Here is a 15,341-nt window from a genome sequence, read left to right as displayed (position 1 = left end):
TTTTTGGTTACTTTTTGTCGCGTTTGACAAAAAGTGACTCGCCGTAAGGGCGAAAAGGTGAGTCAGCGTCGCCATCGCAAATGGACTGTTCGCTGGTTCAAAACAGCCGAATCTTGCTTCTTGCTTCTTGCTTCTTGGATGTGGGCATTTACATCGAGTAGGTATTCATTCGCGCAGGTGGCGCACAGTCACCTTTCCGCCCTTACGGCGGGTCACTTTTTGGCAAACGCCCCAAAAAGTAACCAAAAAAGTCTGGCTCCCGTCATCCGGCCCCTACGCTGCGCTCCGGGGTCCCCTCGCTACGGGCTTGCTCCCGGGAGTACGCGCTGCAGGCCCCATCCATGGGGCCTCAGCGCTTGACGGGCATCCATGCCCGTCACCTCCCTCCGCAATCCCTTCGCTCGGCCTCCTGAAGTCGCAATCGGCGTCGCTTGGGCTATCGCGCACTTAAAAACAAAAGCCGAAGCAAGAGCAAGAGCGCTCAGGCTCGTACGCTATCAAGCTACCCGCGCCAACGGGAACAACCGCTTGAAGTTGGCTGTGGTCTGCTCCGCCAACTGCTCATAACTGGCCCCACGCAGCGAAGCCACATACTCCGCCACCTCCCGCACATACTGCGGCAGGTTCGGCTTACCCCTGTGCGGTATCGGCGCCAGGTATGGCGAATCGGTCTCCACCAGCAACCGGTCGACCGGCACCTGCCGCGCCACTTCGCGCAAGGCATCGGCATTGCGGAAGGTCACGATGCCAGACAACGAAATGTAATACCCCAGGTCCAGCGCCGCCTTGGCCATGTCCCAGTCTTCGGTAAAGCAATGCAACACGCCAGCCTGCGGCAAGTTGGCCTCGCGCAGCAACGCCAGGGTATCGGCGCGTGCTGCCCGGGTATGCACGATCACTGGTTTGCCGGTCTGCCGCGAGGCCTCCAGGTGCAAACGGAACGAAGCCTGCTGCAGCTCAGCCGCTTCCGGCTCGTAGTGATAATCCAGCCCGGTTTCGCCAATTGCCACCACATGCGGGTGGGCCAGCTCGCGGAGCAGCCATTCCAGCGCAGGTGTTTCACCCGGCGCCAGGTCCAGCGGGTGCACGCCCACCGAGCAATCGACATCGGCGTACTGCTCGCTCAATGCCTTCACTGAGCCTGCGTTTTCGGCACTGACACCGATACACAGGAAATGCCCGACCCCACGTTCACGCGCTGCCTGCAGGGCAGCATCGAGGGAGCCCTGGTGGGCGCTCAGGTCAAGTCGGTCGAGGTGGCAATGGGAATCTACGAGCATGGGATAACGGCACACATGAAAAATTGGAAATCAGCGGACACCTGGCAGTTGCAGCCAATGAGCCAGCAGCGATTCAAGCAGCAGGGCGCGGTTGAGGTTGGCCTTGCCCAGCACCTTCTGGCGCTGATCCAGGATCCAGGCCTGCACCTCCAGTACCTTGGCCTGACGACTCTTCTGCGCCAGGTATTGCAGCACCTTGCGCATATCTGCCAAGCCTAACCCCTCCTCATCCTGGGTCAACTGGTAGCGCAGGATAAGGTGCGACCAATCGCAGAACCAGTCGAACAGCAACAACAGCGGCACACCGTTCCAGGCATCGGCCAGTTGGCTGGGTGACTGCTGCTGCTTGAGCAGTTTCTTCACACCCTCGGTAACCAGCGCACGCTGCTCACGCACACCTTGTGCCTGCAGGCTGACTGCCATCAAGGGCGATCCGGCGGCCAGCGTGAGCAGCTCGTCCCGTTCGGCCTGGTCACTGTCCGGCAACGCTCCAGCCAGCCAGGCCTGGCTCTGGGCCAGGCCGGGCTGCGGGCAGGCGACCTGTTGGCAGCGGCTCTTGATGGTTGGCAACAGGCGACTGGGCTGGTGCGTGACCAGCAGCAAAACGGTATCGCCAGAAGGCTCTTCAAGGCTTTTAAGCAGTGCATTGGAGGCGTTGACGTTCATCGCCTCCACCGGCTCGATCAACACCACCTTGCGCCCACCCATCTGGGCCGTCTGCACCACGAAGGCCACCAGCTCACGCACCTGGTCGACCTTGATCGGTTTGTCGGCTTCCTCAGGCTCGAGGATGAAGTTGTCGGGGTGGCTGCCGGCCTTGAGCAACAGGCAGGCCTTGCACCCACCGCACGCGTCCAGCCCCTGGGGCTGCTGGCACAGCAAACGGGCCATCAGGCGCTCGGCCAAGGCCCGCTTGCCGATGCCACGCGGCCCGTGCAACAGGTAGGCATGGGCGTGTTCGCTGCGACCGGCGAGCTGCTGCCAGAGTGCCTGCTGCCAGGGGTAGGCCTCAGCCACGGCAACGCTCCACGATGCCAGGCAATAGTGCGTCAATGGCGCGCTGTACGGCCTCCAGGGATTGAGCGGCGTCAAGCAGGCTGTACCGTTGCGGCTCGCGTCGGGCTCGTTGCAGGTAGGCCTGGCGCACGGCCTCGAAGAAGGCCTGGCCCTCCTGCTCGAAACGGTCCAGGCGACCGCGGGCAGCGGCGCGGGCCAGGCCCACTTCGACCGGCAGGTCGAACACCAGGGTCAGGCCAGGGCGCAGGTCGCCCTGGACGAATTGTTCCAAGGCAGCGATGCGCTCGACCGACAGACCACGGCCACCACCCTGGTAGGCATAGGTTGCATCTGTGAAACGATCACACAAGACGACGGCCCCGCGGGCCAGGGCTGGCCGGATCACCTGCGCCAGGTGCTGTGCGCGCGCAGCAAACACCAGCAACAGCTCGGTGTCGGCGGCCATGGTTTCTTCGCTGGGCGCCAGCAGCAGTTCGCGGACCTTTTCCGCCAACGGCGTACCGCCGGGCTCGCGGGTCAGCACAACGTCCAGGCCCTGCTCGCGCAAGCGCGCGGCCAGGTAGTCGCGATTGGTGCTCTTACCCGCGCCTTCGGGGCCTTCCAAAGTAATAAACAAGCCGCTCACAGGCAGTCCTTAATGTTGTTCGACAGGCGCCGGCCGCTCGGCCGCTTGCGCGCCGCCGGCAGGGGCGTCCTGCACAGGTGGCTCATCGGGTGCTGGTTGCGCAGCCGGCTCATCCTCCACAGGCGGCGCTTGCGGCTGTTCGTCCGGCTGCGCGTCTTGCTGCGGTGCGGGGCTGGAGCGATAGTCTGCACGACGCTTGAGCTGGAACTCACGCACCGCCGAGTTGTGGTCGTCGAGGTCGTCGGAGAACACATGGCTGCCGTCGCCGCGGGCGACAAAGTACAGGCTGGTGCCATCCGACGGGTTGAGCGCTGCGTGAATGGCCTCACGGCCGACCATGGCAATCGGGGTCGGCGGCAGCCCGGTGATGGTATAGGTGTTGTAAGGGGTTGGCTCGCGCAGATCGGCGCGGGTGATCTTGCCGTTGTAGCGCTCGCCCATGCCATAGATCACCGTGGGGTCGGTCTGCAGCATCATGCCCAGGCGCAGGCGCCGAACGAACACGCCGGCAATCTGCCCACGCTCCTGGGGGATACCGGTTTCCTTTTCCACCAGCGAAGCCATGATCAATGCCTGATAGGGGTCGCGATAGGGCAGGTCGGTGGTGCGCTCGGCCCATTCCTTGGCCAGCACTTCGTCCAGGCGCATGTAGGCCTGCTGCAGCAACTCCACATCGCTCATGCCGCGCACGAAGCGGTAGGTGTCCGGGAAGAATCGCCCTTCGGGGAACACGCCAGTATGGCCGAGCTTGTCCATCACTTCGGAATCCGACAGGCCGTCCAGGGTGTGCTTGATCTTTTCATGCTTGGCCACGGCCGAGCGCACCTGGCGGAAGGTCCAGCCTTCGACCAGGGTAAGGTTGTACTGCACTACGTCAGCACGGCGCCAGGCATCGAACAGCTGCTCGACCGTCATGCCAGGGGTAAGGCGGTACTCGCCGGTGTGCAGGGGGGTGCCAGCCATGTTGAAGCGCCAGTACAAGCGCAACCAGACGGCATCGTCGAGCAACCCTTCCTGTTGCATGCGATAGAACATGCGGTTGGGGGTGGTGCCATTGGGCACATCGAGCAGGCGCTCCTGCGTGACGTGCAAGGGCTGCTCCAGGACCGAGTTGACCTTCCAGGCCGACCAGCCAAGCGCCAGGCCGGCAAGGATCAAGCCCATTTCCAGCAGCAGCAGGAATTTACGTCTCACGAATTCAGGTTTCCAGTAACGTACGGGCAACGGCCTGCAGTTTACGGGTGAGCGGGCCAGACGACCAGTTTAGCGCGGCTACGCCACGCACGGGCCAAATGCCGTAAACGCTATTGCAAACAAATACTTCATCTGCCTGCTCCAGCGTTTCGAACGGCAGGTCACAGACCTGCGCCGGGATGCCCAACTGCGCGGCCTGTTCCAGCAAGGCTGCGCGCATCACCCCTGCCACACCGCAGCGGCTGAGGTCGGCAGTGAGCAGCACGCCATCACGCACCAGGAACAGATTGCTGTACACCCCTTCGATTACCCTGCCCTGCCCGTCACGCATCAGGCCTTCGGCGTGTTCGCTGTCCTGCCATTCGGCACGGGCCAGCACCTGCTCCAGGCGGTTGAGGTGTTTGAGCCCGGCCAGCAGCGGTTGTTCCCCAAGCCGGGTCTGGCAAGGGAACAAACGCACACCGTGCTCGGCATGCTCGACAGGATAGCTGGGTAACGGACTGCCCTGCAGGATGCGCCTTGGGGCTGCACCGGCTACCGGCGCATAGCCACGCTGGCTGTCGCCACGGGTGAGGATAAGTTTGGCGACGCCCTCACCAAGCTGGCTGGCATAGCGAAGCAGTTCGTCGCGCACCAGCGCCAGGTCGGCGCTGATCGCCAAGCGCTGGCAGCCCAGCGCCAGGCGTGCCAGGTGGCCGTCCAGCAAGCTGGGCCGGCCGCCGCGCACGGCGATGGTCTCGAACAGGCCATCACCGTAGGCCAGGCCGCGGTTCTGCAGGTTGAGTGCAGTCCCCGGCTGGCCATCGACCCAGCTGTGCATCAACCGGCGAACCGGCGGAACACCAGCGAGCCGTTGGTGCCGCCAAAGCCGAACGAGTTGGACAACACCACGTCGATCGGCATGCTGCGCGCCTGATGCGGCACGAAGTCGAGGTCGCAGCCTTCGTCCGGCTCGTCCAGGTTGATGGTAGGTGGCGCCATCTGGCTGTTGATCGCCAGCACACTGAAGATCGCTTCCACCGCGCCGGCAGCGCCCAGCAGGTGACCGGTCATCGACTTGGTCGAGCTGACCGCCAGCTTGTAGGCATGCTCACCGAACACGCGCTTGATCGCAGCCACTTCGGCCACGTCGCCCGCGGGGGTCGAGGTACCGTGGGCATTGATGTAGCTCACGTCTTCCGGCTGAATACCCGCATCGCGCAGGGCGTTGGCCATGCAGCGGGCAGCGCCTTCACCGGTGTCGGGTGGCGAAGTCATGTGGTAAGCGTCACCGCTCATGCCAAAGCCAACCAGCTCGGCATAGATGGTCGCACCACGGGCCTTGGCGTGCTCCAGCTCTTCGAGCACCAGGGCACCGGCACCGTCAGACAGCACGAAGCCATCACGGCCCTTGTCCCACGGGCGGCTGGCCCGGCTTGGCTCGTCATTGCGGGTGGACAGCGCACGCGAAGCGCCAAAGCCACCCATACCCAGGCCGCAGGCAGCCATTTCGGCACCACCGGCGATCATCACGTCGGCCTCACCGTAGGCGATATTGCGTGCGGCCATGCCGATGCAATGGGTACCCGTGGTGCAAGCGGTAGCAATGGCGTAGTTCGGCCCTTGCAAACCCAGGTGGATCGACAGGAAGCCAGAGATCATGTTGATGATCGAGCCCGGCACGAAGAACGGCGAAATACGGCGCGGCCCCGAGTCGTGCAGGGTGCGGCTGGTTTCTTCGATATTGGTCAGGCCACCGATGCCCGACCCCATCGCCACGCCAATGCGCTCACGGTTGGCGTCGGTAACCTCAAGGCCGGCATTGCGCACCGCCTGGAAACCGGCCGCCAGGCCGTACTGGATGAACAGGTCGAGCTTGCGGGCCTCTTTGGCCGACAGGTATTGCTCGACCTCGAAGCCTTTCACCGAGCCGCCAAAACGGGTGGAGTAGGCAGACAGGTCCGTATGCTCGATCGGACCAATGCCACTGCGGCCAGCCAGAATGCCCTGCCAGGTGCTCGGTACATCGGTACCCAGTGGCGACAGCATACCCATACCGGTGACCACGACGCGTCTACGCGACACAGTACTCTCCTTTTCTAATAACAGAGTCTCTTGCGATTACATTCAAGCGCAGGAATGGAATGGCAACAGGCTCTTGGTGCGCGGTGGGCGAAGCAGCCCCACCAAAAAGCACGGCGTTCGCAAAGAAAAAACCGCACGCCGGCAAAGGCAGTGCGGTTTTTCTCGTCAAGAAGCGACGACTACAGCGTCTTAGGCCTTGTGGCTGTTGACGTAGTCGATAGCAGCTTGAACGGTAGTGATTTTCTCGGCTTCTTCGTCAGGGATTTCGGTCTCGAATTCCTCTTCCAGAGCCATCACCAGCTCAACGGTGTCAAGCGAATCGGCACCCAGGTCATCGACGAAGGACTTCTCGTTGGTCACTTCATCTTCCTTCACGCCCAGTTGCTCGGCGACGATTTTCTTGACGCGTTCTTCGATGGTGCTCATACCTAGTTTTCACTCCTAATGGACATATGTCAGGCAGCTGGCCGGTGGCTAATTTTATAGAAAGACGTTCGCATTTCAAGCGAAACGCACCTTCACACTAGCCACCCCACCCGCTGCCTGGAATCTGGTTGCAGCTTTATAACGGATTTTAGGCTCGCAGTATGACTCTTTTTTTACGAAATCCGTCACATTGAGTTGCAGTGTTACATGTACATCCCGCCGTTGACCGGCACGGTAGCGCCGGTGACGTAGGCTGCACCGTCGGATGCCAGGAACGAAACCACCTTGGCGATTTCGTCGGCCTGGCCCAGGCGGCCCAGCGGAATCTGGGTTTGCAGGGCTTCGCGCTGCGCTTCTGGCAGTTCGCGGGTCATGTCGGTGTCGATGAAACCTGGGGTCACCGAGTTGACGGTGATGCCACGCGAGCCCACTTCACGCGCCAGGGCGCGGCTGAAGCCTTCCAGGCCAGCCTTGGCGGCAGCATAGTTGGCCTGGCCGGCGTTACCCATGGCACCCACGACCGAGCCGATGCTGATGATACGACCCCAACGCGCCTTGGTCATGCCACGCAGTACGCCCTTGGACAGACGGTAGAGGCTGTTCAGGTTGGTGTCGATCACGTCGAACCACTCGTCGTCCTTCATGCGCAGCATGAGGTTGTCGCGGGTGATACCGGCGTTGTTGACCAGGATGGCCGGCGCGCCGAACTGCTCGCCGATGGCGCCCAGTACTGCTTCAACCGATTCGGCGCTGGTCACGTTCAGCTCCATGCCGGTGCCAGTGATGCCGTGTTCCTTCAGGGTGGCAGCAATGCGCTCGGCGCCGGACGCCGAAGTGGCGGTACCGATCACGGTCGCGCCCTGGCGGCCCAGTTCGAGGGCGATGGCCTGGCCAATGCCACGGCTGGCGCCGGTGACCAGTGCAACTTTACCTTGCAGGCTCATGCAAGCTTCTCCAAATCAGGCCAGTGCCGCACGGGTGGCGGCAACGGCGTCAGGGGTATTGAGGTTGTAGGTGGTCACGCCGTCGGCGCAACGCTTGTTCAGGCCAGCCAGGACCTTGCCCGGGCCGCACTCGACCAGGTTGACCGCACCGTTGGCAGCCAAGGTTTGCACGCATTCGACCCAGCGCACTGGCTGGTACAGCTGTGCCAGCAGGTCGTGCTTGAGGGCATCGAGGTCAGCGGCAACCGCTGCGGTGACGTTCTGCACCACCGGAATTTGCGGCGCCTTCCATTCGATGGCGTTGACATCATCGGCGAAACGCTCGGCAGCCGGTTTCATCAGGGCACAGTGCGACGGTACGCTGACCGCCAGTGGCAGGGCGCGCTTGGCACCAGCCTCTTTGCACAGTTCCATGGCACGATCCACCGCAGCCTTGTTACCAGCAATCACAACCTGGCCCGGCGAGTTGAAGTTCACCGCGCTGACCACTTCATCTTCGGCCGCCTTGGCACAGATTTCGACCACCACGGCGTCATCCAGGCCGAGGATCGCGGCCATTGCGCCATGGCCGGCCGGGACAGCTTCCTGCATCAGCTGACCACGACGCTCGACCAAGCGCACGGCATCTTTCAGCGACAGGCTGCCAGCGGCAACCAGGGCGCTGTATTCGCCCAGGCTGTGACCGGAAACGAAAGCCGGCTTGGCGCCGCCCTCCTCCAGCCACAGGCGCCACAGCGCGATGGAAGCGGTGAGGATCGCAGGCTGAGTCTTGTCGGTTTGATTGAGTTGTTCTTCCGGGCCTTCCTGGACCAGCTTCCACAGGTCGTAACCCAGAGCGTCGGAGGCTTCCTTGAAGGTCTCAACGATCACCGGCTTTTCGGCGCCCAGTTCCTTGAGCATGCCCAGCGACTGGGAACCTTGACCGGGGAAGACGAATGCGAGGGATGCAGACATTGAACAAGCCCTTATGATCTTGTCGTCGGATAGGGTGCGCCTGGCCTTGGGCCGGGCGCGGAATCTGAAAACTTGGATGTATACGCAGACCAAGCGGTCACATTTAAGCACTTCATCGGCGAAATGCCTAAGGCAACAAATCTTCGAGGCGGCCATGCAGGCGCTGTGGCAGGTTTTCCTGAATCTCGATCAAGGCCCGCTGGATCGCACTCTGGAACCCGTCCACACCGGCTGAACCATGGCTTTTGATGACAATACCCTGCAGGCCAAGGAAACTCGCCCCATTGTGTCGCGCTGGCGCCAGGTCGGCCTGCAGCCGCTTGAGCAGCGGCATGGCCATCGCCCCGGCCGCCCGCGACAAAATACCGCCCTTGAACAACCGCTCGATTCTCGCAGCAATCATCGTAGCCAGCCCTTCGCTGGATTTGAGCAGGATATTGCCGACAAACCCGTCGCACACCACCACATCAGCTTCGCCACGGTATAGGCCATCACCTTCGACAAAGCCGATGTAATTGAGCCCTCGGGCGTTCTGCAACAAGCTGGCGGCCAGCTTGACCTGCTGGTTACCCTTGATGTCCTCGGTACCGATGTTCAGCAACGCCACGCGCGGCCGATGCACACCCAGGGCCTGAGCGGCCACCGAGCCCATCACCGCGAACTGATAGAGGTTTTCGGCACTGCAATCAACATTGGCGCCCAGGTCGAGCAACTGGCAGTAGCCTGCCTGGGTCGGGATCGCCGCCACCATGGCTGGCCGGTCAATACCCGGCAAGGTCTTGAGCACGAAGCGTGACAGCGCCATCAGCGCCCCGGTATTGCCGGCACTGACGCAGGCCTGGGCCTTGCCATCACGCACCAGTTCGAGGGCGACGCGCATCGACGAGTCGGGCTTGCCACGCAGCGCCTGGGATGGCCGCTCGTCCATACCGATCACCTCACTGGCGGCGACAATCTGCAGGCGCGCGCGATCCGCAGCAGCAAGGCTGCCGAGAAGCTCTTCAAGGAGGGAAGGTTGACCGACGAGGGTCAGGTGCAGCGAGGGAGTAGCAGAAAGGCAGGCAATGCTAGCCTGGACAATGCTGCGGGGACCGAAGTCCCCGCCCATTGCGTCGATCGCGATGATCTGAGCGGACAAGGATTACTCGTCAGCGCCCTTGTCGACCACTTTGCGACCACGGTATACGCCTTCTGGCGAAACGTGGTGGCGCAGGTGAACTTCACCGGTAGTTTTCTCTACCGACAGCGCGTTTTCCGACAGGGCGTCGTGCGAACGGCGCATGTCACGGGCAGAGCGGGATTTTTTGTTCTGCTGAACAGCCATAATTGATTAACTCCTAAACGTTTGGGTCACGCTTTAACTGCGCCAAAACACTGAACGGGTTGGACCGCGATACCTCGTCCTTGCTCGATTCGGGCTCGTCTGCGCCCGCCGGCTGCTGGCATTCTTCCGGATGATGAGCAGGCACGATTGGCAAGGCGAGCAGAAGCTCCTCCTCAACCAGTGCCTGCAGATCCAAAGGATCTTCGCCCAGTTCCAGCACGTCATAGCCTTTCGGCAACGACTGGGTATTCGCACCCTCCTTCACCACAGCGTATGTACATTCGCTCTGGATCGGTAGGGTGACCAGCTCAAGACAACGCTGGCAAACCATCTTGACCTCGACGCTCAGCTCGGTGTGGATAACCACCACGTGCTGTTCATCTCGTTCAAAATCGAACTTCGCCTGCACCGTACCGACATTGTCGGAAAGCGGGTCGCAGAGTCTTTCCAAATCAGCGAGTTGCAGCGAACCGTTAAGGGTTACGCCACGATCGGCCAATTTGCGCGGGTCAACGTGAGGTGGAATCGGGTCATTCAACATAGGCGCAGCATTCTAGGGATGCCCCCCGCCCCTGTCAAAGGAAATTAGGCGGCATCGTGCGTGATAGAATTTATTCAACTGATTCAGGAGTCTACCATGCTTCCTCTGTTACTGGCTTCCAGCTCTGCCTATCGCCGCGAACTGCTCGCACGCCTGCGCCTGCCCTTCACCTGGGCAAGCCCCGACATAGACGAGCAGCGCCTGGCTGACGAGCCGGCCGTAGAGCTGGTGCGGCGGCTGGCCAGGCAAAAGGCCGAAGCACTGGCGGGCAGCCATCCCGGGCACCTGATCATCGGCTCGGACCAGGTAGCCGTGCTGGGTGAACAGGTGCTGGGCAAGCCGCATACCTTCGAGCGGGCTTGCGAGCAGCTGCTGGAGTGCAGCGGGCAGCAGGTGAGCTTTCTGACCGGCCTGGCGCTATTGAACAGCGCCACCGGGCAATGCCAGGTGGATTGCGTGCCGTTTACCGTCACGATGCGCGAATTGAGCCGCGAGCGAGTGGAGCGCTATGTGGCGGCGGAACAGCCGCTGGATTGCGCGGGGAGCTTCAAGGCAGAGGGGCTGGGGGTGAGTTTGTTCCAGAGCACCCATGGCTGCGATGCGACCAGCCTGATCGGGCTGCCACTGATTCGACTGGTGGATATGCTGACCAAGGAGGGTGTGGTGGTTCCCTGAGGCTTTGGGGCTGCCTTGCAGCCCTTCGCGGGCTCGCCCGCTCCCACAGAGATAGCGCACAGTCTGAAGCATGCAAAAACCTGTGGGAGCGGGCATGCCCGCGAAGGGGCGCACAGCGCCCCCGAGAAAACCGAGTCAGCGCAGCTGCGGACCCTGGAACCCCATCCACATCGCCAGGTGCTCAGCAACACTGGCACCCACACGCTTGGAGAAGCGGTCAAATGGCGATTCCTGCACGGTGAAGTCCACCAGTTCCTTCTCGCCAACGATCTCACGCGCCACGTAGCTGGCACTGCCCAGCCCATCCACCAAACCCAGATCCTTGGCCTGCTCACCCGACCAGATCAGGCCACTGAACAGCTCCGGATGCTCCTTGTCCTTCAACCGCTCGCCACGCCCCTGCTTGACCATGGCGATGAACTGGTTGTGCGTGGTATCCAGCACGCCCTGCCAGAACCGGGTTTCATCAGGCTTTTCCGGCGAGAACGGGTCAAGGAAGGCCTTGTGCTCACCCGAGGTGTAGGCGCGCCGTTCCACACCCAGCTTCTCCATGGTGCCGACAAAGCCATAACCGGCCGCGGTCACACCAATCGAGCCCACCAGGCTGGCTTTATCGGCATAGATTTCGTCCGCCGCGCTGGCAATATAATAGGCACCGGAAGCGCCAAGGTCCGAAATTACCGCGTACAGCTTGATAGCCGGGTATTCGGCACGCAGGCGGCGGATTTCGTCATACACGTACCCTGCCTGCACCGGGCTGCCACCCGGGCTGTTGATGCGCATCACCACAGCTTTGGTCTTGCCGTCCTTGAACGCTTCGCGCAGGCTCTTGACGATATTGTCGGCACTGGCGGCCTCCTGATCGGCAATCACCCCGCGCACCTCGACCAGCGCGGTATGGCTGGCGCTGCGCGAGGCAGCTTTGTCCATATCCATCAGCGGCGAGAACAAGGCCAGAATGCCGAACAGGTAAACGAAGGTCAGGATCTTGAAGAAGATTCCCCAGCGCCGCGACCGGCGCTGCTCCTGCACACTGGCCAGCAAGGTCTTTTCCAGCAGCTTCCAGCTTTTGCGCTCTTCGCGCTCCTCAGGCTCAGCCTCAGGGGCCTTCCATTCGTCTGCCATGCTCACCTACCTTGGAAAGGGAATTGCGGAACCACCCAGCCACTCGCGCAGCTGGGAAAAATGATCGATACACACCTGCGGGCCGAACTCGGCCAGCGCCTGCAACGACATGGCACCATAGCCCACCGCCACCGAATGCATGCCGGCATTGCTGGCCATTTGCAGGTCGAACGCCGAATCTCCGACCATCAGCGCACGCCCGGGTTCGACGCCGCAGTGGCCGAGGATTTCTTCAAGCATCAAGGGGTGCGGCTTGCCACGCGTCTCGTCGGCAGCACGGGTGATGTCAAAGAACCGCTCCCAACCATTGGCCTTGAGCACCCGATCCAGGCCGCGACGCGCCTTGCCGGTGGCCACCGCCAGGCGGTAACCCTCGACGCGGAACGCATCCAGCGACTCGACCACCCCCTCGAACAGCGGCGAAGGCTGCTGATCCAGCGCCATGTAGATATCGGCATAGTGCTGACGGAAGCGTTCAACCTGCGCAGGCGCCAGGTGCGGGTACAGGGTGTGGATCGCCTCGCCCAGGGCAAGGCCGATGATGCCCTTTACCGCCTCATCGCTGCTTTGCGCCTCGCCGGCACGCTCGGCGGCGGCATTCATGGCTTCGACGATGCGCCCGATTGAATCGGCCAGCGTGCCGTCCCAGTCGAAGATCAGTAGCTCATAGCCTTTTTTCATAGGTCAGGATGCACTCAAACGCTCAACGGTTTTTGCCCATACCTCATCCACAGGCGCTTCGAGCTTCAGCTCACCACCGTCCGGCAGCGGCACGGTCAGCGCGTAGGCATGCAGGAACAGGCGCTTGCCGCCCAGCTCGCGAATCTCGCGGCTGAAGTCTTCATCGCCGTACTTGCTGTCGCCGGCAATCATGTGCCCGGCATGCAGGGTGTGCACGCGGATCTGGTGGGTACGGCCGGTGATCGGGCGCGCCTCGACAATGGTGGCGAACTCGCCAAAGCGGCGCAGTACGCGGAACAGGGTCAGCGCCTCCTTACCCTCTTCGTTCACTTCGACCATGCGCTCACCGGAGCGCAGGTTGCTCTTGAGCAACGGGGCATTTACCTGTTTTTTCGAAGTTGGCCAATGGCCGCGCACCAGCGCCATGTAGCGCTTGTCGACACCATCGCCGCGCAAGGCGGCATGCAAGTGGCGCAGCATGCTGCGCTTCTTGGCGATCATCAAAAGCCCGGAAGTGTCACGGTCCAGACGGTGCACCAGCTCCAGTTCCTTGGCGTCCGGACGCAGCTGGCGCAGCGCCTCGATCACACCAAAGCTCAGGCCGCTGCCGCCATGCACGGCGATGCCGGCGGGCTTGTTCATCACGATCAGCGCCTTGTCTTCGTAGACAATGGCGGCCTCAAGGCGCTGCAGCAGGCCCTGGGCAACCGGCGCCGGCTCGTCACGCTCTGGCAGGCGGACGGGCGGCACCCGCACGATGTCGCCCGCCTGGATCTTGTACTCAGGCTTGACACGCCCCTTGTTGACCCGCACTTCACCCTTGCGCAGGATGCGGTAGACCAAGGTCTTGGGCACGCCCTTGAGGGCCGTGATAAGGAAATTGTCGATGCGTTGGCCGGCAAGTTCCGGCGCGACTTCGATCAGCTGAACGCCGGAAGTCGGAGGGGTATTGGTCGTCATGGCGGGATCATAACAATTTTTTATGGAATTGAAGCACTTAATCATTGCTGCTATAGTCGCGAACGCCGCCAAAAGCGGCAGGCCAGCGGCACCAGGCTCCTAGCCGGCCCTGACCAACGCAATTCTCCAGGACGCGAGGCCGTCCTACGGGGTTTTCGCCAGTTTACCGAATTGCCTGGAATCGCCACCAGCGCTGTGTAGAGAAGACCGAAAAAAAACGACAAGTGCGGTGTTTCACCTGCTTACCCGATTCTTTTCGCCGTACCTCTGCCCGCCCCGTCGCTTCCACGCAACGCACGGCGAATGCTTCGGAAATACCTGCCTTGGACATGAATGGCGCCAGTGCAGTATCTGCACTGGCGAAAAATGCAACCCGTTGCGGATTCAGCGCGCGGCAGCACCCGAATTATCAGGGATACGTGCAGGGTGGAGATGCACAGCCCTCGGACCGTGTAGCACCGCGTCCGGCCACCGGCCCAGTACAATGGCCGGCGAGCGGATAAGGTCCTGAACAGATGCCCCCGGGCGTCCACGGCTGACGGTTGATTCCTCCTCCTGACTGAGTGCACCAGGCCCGCTTGGTTGATTCGGATTCCAATTCGAAGCCACCGGGGCTTGTTGGCACCGCAGCAAACAGGACGCGTCGTCGCGACAACGGCAGGCTGGGCAACCGGCTGGTGCCGAACGTTGCTCGACACGGGGGTGGCCCGGCCACCCTTTGCGCACCTTGGCACCGACCATGAGACGTCGTGTGTGCCGAACGCCGTTTCCGGCAGCCCGGAAACCGACGGTACAACATGAAAAGAATGCTGATTAACGCGACTCAACCCGAAGAGTTGCGTGTAGCACTGGTGGACGGCCAACGCCTCTACGACCTGGACATCGAGTCCGGCGCGCGTGAGCAGAAAAAGGCCAACATCTACAAAGGCAAGATCACCCGCATCGAACCCAGCCTCGAAGCCGCTTTCGTCGATTTCGGCTCCGAACGTCACGGCTTCCTGCCGCTGAAAGAAATCTCCCGCGAGTACTTCAAGAAGGCCCCTGAAGGCCGCGTCAACATCAAGGAAGTGCTCAGCGAAGGCCAGGAAGTCATTGTCCAGGTCGAGAAGGAAGAGCGCGGCAACAAAGGCGCCGCCCTCACCACCTTCATCAGCCTGGCCGGCCGCTACCTGGTGCTGATGCCCAACAACCCGCGTGCCGGTGGCATTTCCCGTCGCATCGAAGGCGAAGAGCGCAACGAGCTGCGCGAAGCCCTGAACGGCCTGACCGTTCCTGGCGACATGGGCCTGATCGTGCGCACTGCCGGCCTTGGCCGCAGCAGCGAAGAAATGCAGTGGGACCTCGACTACCTGCTGCAACTGTGGACCGCCATCAAGGAAGCGTCCCTGGACCGCGCTGCGCCGTTCCTGATCTACCAGGAAAGCAACGTCATCATCCGCGCCATCCGCGACTACCTGCGCCAGGACATCGGCGAAGTGCTGATCGACAGCATCGATGCCCAGGAAGAAGCCCTGACCTTCATCAGATCGGA

Annotated in this window: 17 protein-coding genes; 2 read left to right on the top strand and 15 right to left on the bottom strand. The window is 62.1% G+C overall.

Annotated elements, in window-relative coordinates; genetic code table 11:
- Positions 1-497: 497 nt before the first annotated feature.
- The 12 genes from ACQKPZ_RS26865 to ACQKPZ_RS26810 all read right to left on the bottom strand — a co-directional run bounded on the left by ACQKPZ_RS26865 (position 498) and on the right by ACQKPZ_RS26810 (position 10,369).
- On the bottom strand, positions 498-1,280 hold the full coding sequence (locus ACQKPZ_RS26865) for a TatD family hydrolase (RefSeq protein WP_427544087.1): 783 nt from the start codon (positions 1,278-1,280) through the stop codon (positions 498-500).
- Between the two features lie 30 nt (positions 1,281-1,310).
- Positions 1,311-2,297 (bottom strand): DNA polymerase III subunit delta', encoded by a 987-nt coding sequence (locus ACQKPZ_RS26860; RefSeq protein ID WP_427544084.1) that lies wholly within the window; start codon positions 2,295-2,297, stop codon positions 1,311-1,313.
- Positions 2,290-2,922 carry a dTMP kinase gene (tmk, locus tag ACQKPZ_RS26855; protein ID WP_391135662.1) on the bottom strand — a complete coding sequence of 211 codons (633 nt, stop codon included), beginning with the start codon at positions 2,920-2,922 and terminating at the stop codon, positions 2,290-2,292. Before tmk ends, ACQKPZ_RS26860 begins: the two co-directional genes overlap by 8 nt.
- 9 nt (positions 2,923-2,931) lie before the next feature.
- Positions 2,932-4,116 (bottom strand): endolytic transglycosylase MltG, encoded by a 1,185-nt coding sequence (mltG, locus tag ACQKPZ_RS26850; protein ID WP_427544081.1) that lies wholly within the window; start codon positions 4,114-4,116, stop codon positions 2,932-2,934.
- A 4-nt stretch (positions 4,117-4,120) separates the two neighbouring features.
- Positions 4,121-4,936: an aminodeoxychorismate lyase gene (gene pabC / locus ACQKPZ_RS26845; RefSeq protein WP_427544078.1), complete on the bottom strand. Its 816-nt coding sequence runs from the start codon at positions 4,934-4,936 to the stop codon at positions 4,121-4,123.
- A complete protein-coding gene (gene fabF / locus ACQKPZ_RS26840; protein ID WP_391135652.1) occupies positions 4,936-6,180 on the bottom strand; it encodes a beta-ketoacyl-ACP synthase II in 1,245 nt (414 codons plus the stop codon). Before fabF ends, pabC begins: the two co-directional genes overlap by 1 nt.
- Before the next feature lie 189 nt (positions 6,181-6,369).
- Positions 6,370-6,606, bottom strand: coding sequence for an acyl carrier protein (gene acpP / locus ACQKPZ_RS26835; RefSeq protein WP_012271163.1), 237 nt, complete (start codon positions 6,604-6,606; stop codon positions 6,370-6,372).
- Positions 6,607-6,809: 203 nt separating this feature from the next.
- Entirely contained in the window at positions 6,810-7,550 is a 741-nt protein-coding gene (fabG, locus tag ACQKPZ_RS26830; protein WP_012053293.1) for a 3-oxoacyl-ACP reductase FabG, read from the bottom strand.
- A gap of 15 nt (positions 7,551-7,565) precedes the next feature.
- Positions 7,566-8,504 (bottom strand): ACP S-malonyltransferase, encoded by a 939-nt coding sequence (fabD, locus tag ACQKPZ_RS26825; protein ID WP_427544075.1) that lies wholly within the window; start codon positions 8,502-8,504, stop codon positions 7,566-7,568.
- Positions 8,505-8,631: 127 nt separating this feature from the next.
- Complete coding sequence (gene plsX, locus ACQKPZ_RS26820) at positions 8,632-9,642, bottom strand: phosphate acyltransferase PlsX (RefSeq protein ID WP_427544072.1); 1,011 nt, start codon at positions 9,640-9,642, stop codon at positions 8,632-8,634.
- Between the two features lie 3 nt (positions 9,643-9,645).
- Positions 9,646-9,828 carry a 50S ribosomal protein L32 gene (gene rpmF, locus ACQKPZ_RS26815; protein ID WP_003247154.1) on the bottom strand — a complete coding sequence of 61 codons (183 nt, stop codon included), beginning with the start codon at positions 9,826-9,828 and terminating at the stop codon, positions 9,646-9,648.
- Positions 9,829-9,841: 13 nt separating this feature from the next.
- Complete coding sequence (locus ACQKPZ_RS26810; protein ID WP_391135639.1) at positions 9,842-10,369, bottom strand: YceD family protein; 528 nt, start codon at positions 10,367-10,369, stop codon at positions 9,842-9,844.
- A gap of 96 nt (positions 10,370-10,465) precedes the next feature.
- On the opposite strand from ACQKPZ_RS26810, the gene ACQKPZ_RS26805 reads away from it, so the two are divergent.
- Positions 10,466-11,044, top strand: a complete 579-nt coding sequence (locus ACQKPZ_RS26805; RefSeq protein ID WP_427544069.1) for a Maf family protein — start codon at positions 10,466-10,468, stop codon at positions 11,042-11,044.
- A gap of 135 nt (positions 11,045-11,179) precedes the next feature.
- Here ACQKPZ_RS26805 and ACQKPZ_RS26800 read toward each other — a convergent pair whose 3' ends face one another.
- From ACQKPZ_RS26800 to rluC, 3 genes are read right to left on the bottom strand one after another with little or no spacing between them, the layout of a single operon-like run.
- Complete coding sequence (locus tag ACQKPZ_RS26800; protein ID WP_427544066.1) at positions 11,180-12,169, bottom strand: S49 family peptidase; 990 nt, start codon at positions 12,167-12,169, stop codon at positions 11,180-11,182.
- A gap of 6 nt (positions 12,170-12,175) precedes the next feature.
- A complete protein-coding gene (locus ACQKPZ_RS26795; protein WP_427544063.1) occupies positions 12,176-12,850 on the bottom strand; it encodes an HAD family hydrolase in 675 nt (224 codons plus the stop codon).
- A 3-nt stretch (positions 12,851-12,853) separates the two neighbouring features.
- On the bottom strand, positions 12,854-13,810 hold the full coding sequence (gene rluC / locus ACQKPZ_RS26790) for a 23S rRNA pseudouridine(955/2504/2580) synthase RluC (RefSeq protein WP_025754829.1): 957 nt from the start codon (positions 13,808-13,810) through the stop codon (positions 12,854-12,856).
- Between the two features lie 797 nt (positions 13,811-14,607).
- On the opposite strand from rluC, the gene ACQKPZ_RS26785 reads away from it, so the two are divergent.
- A partial coding sequence (locus tag ACQKPZ_RS26785; RefSeq protein WP_427544060.1) for a ribonuclease E/G occupies positions 14,608-15,341 on the top strand: 734 nt, incomplete at its 3' end.

This window comes from Pseudomonas sp. NPDC089547, assembly GCF_050280665.1.
In the GTDB taxonomy this organism is placed as follows: Bacteria; Pseudomonadota; Gammaproteobacteria; order Pseudomonadales; family Pseudomonadaceae; genus Aquipseudomonas.
This window is presented reverse-complemented; position numbering and strand designations above follow the sequence as displayed.

What these genes read in the sequence shown, in the direction of transcription:
- fabG (WP_012053293.1), bottom strand. Translation starts at nt 7,550, where the DNA reads ATGAGCCTGCAAGGTAAAGTTGCACTGGTCACCGGCGCCAGCCGTGGC.
- ACQKPZ_RS26865 (WP_427544087.1), bottom strand. Translation starts at nt 1,280, where the DNA reads ATGCTCGTAGATTCCCATTGCCACCTCGACCGACTTGACCTGAGCGCC.
- fabD (WP_427544075.1), bottom strand. Translation starts at nt 8,504, where the DNA reads ATGTCTGCATCCCTCGCATTCGTCTTCCCCGGTCAAGGTTCCCAGTCG.
- acpP (WP_012271163.1), bottom strand. Translation starts at nt 6,606, where the DNA reads ATGAGCACCATCGAAGAACGCGTCAAGAAAATCGTCGCCGAGCAACTG.
- ACQKPZ_RS26795 (WP_427544063.1), bottom strand. Translation starts at nt 12,850, where the DNA reads ATGAAAAAAGGCTATGAGCTACTGATCTTCGACTGGGACGGCACGCTG.
- pabC (WP_427544078.1), bottom strand. Translation starts at nt 4,936, where the DNA reads ATGCACAGCTGGGTCGATGGCCAGCCGGGGACTGCACTCAACCTGCAG.
- rluC (WP_025754829.1), bottom strand. Translation starts at nt 13,810, where the DNA reads ATGACGACCAATACCCCTCCGACTTCCGGCGTTCAGCTGATCGAAGTC.
- ACQKPZ_RS26805 (WP_427544069.1), top strand. Translation starts at nt 10,466, where the DNA reads ATGCTTCCTCTGTTACTGGCTTCCAGCTCTGCCTATCGCCGCGAACTG.
- rpmF (WP_003247154.1), bottom strand. Translation starts at nt 9,828, where the DNA reads ATGGCTGTTCAGCAGAACAAAAAATCCCGCTCTGCCCGTGACATGCGC.
- ACQKPZ_RS26800 (WP_427544066.1), bottom strand. Translation starts at nt 12,169, where the DNA reads ATGGCAGACGAATGGAAGGCCCCTGAGGCTGAGCCTGAGGAGCGCGAA.
- ACQKPZ_RS26810 (WP_391135639.1), bottom strand. Translation starts at nt 10,369, where the DNA reads ATGTTGAATGACCCGATTCCACCTCACGTTGACCCGCGCAAATTGGCC.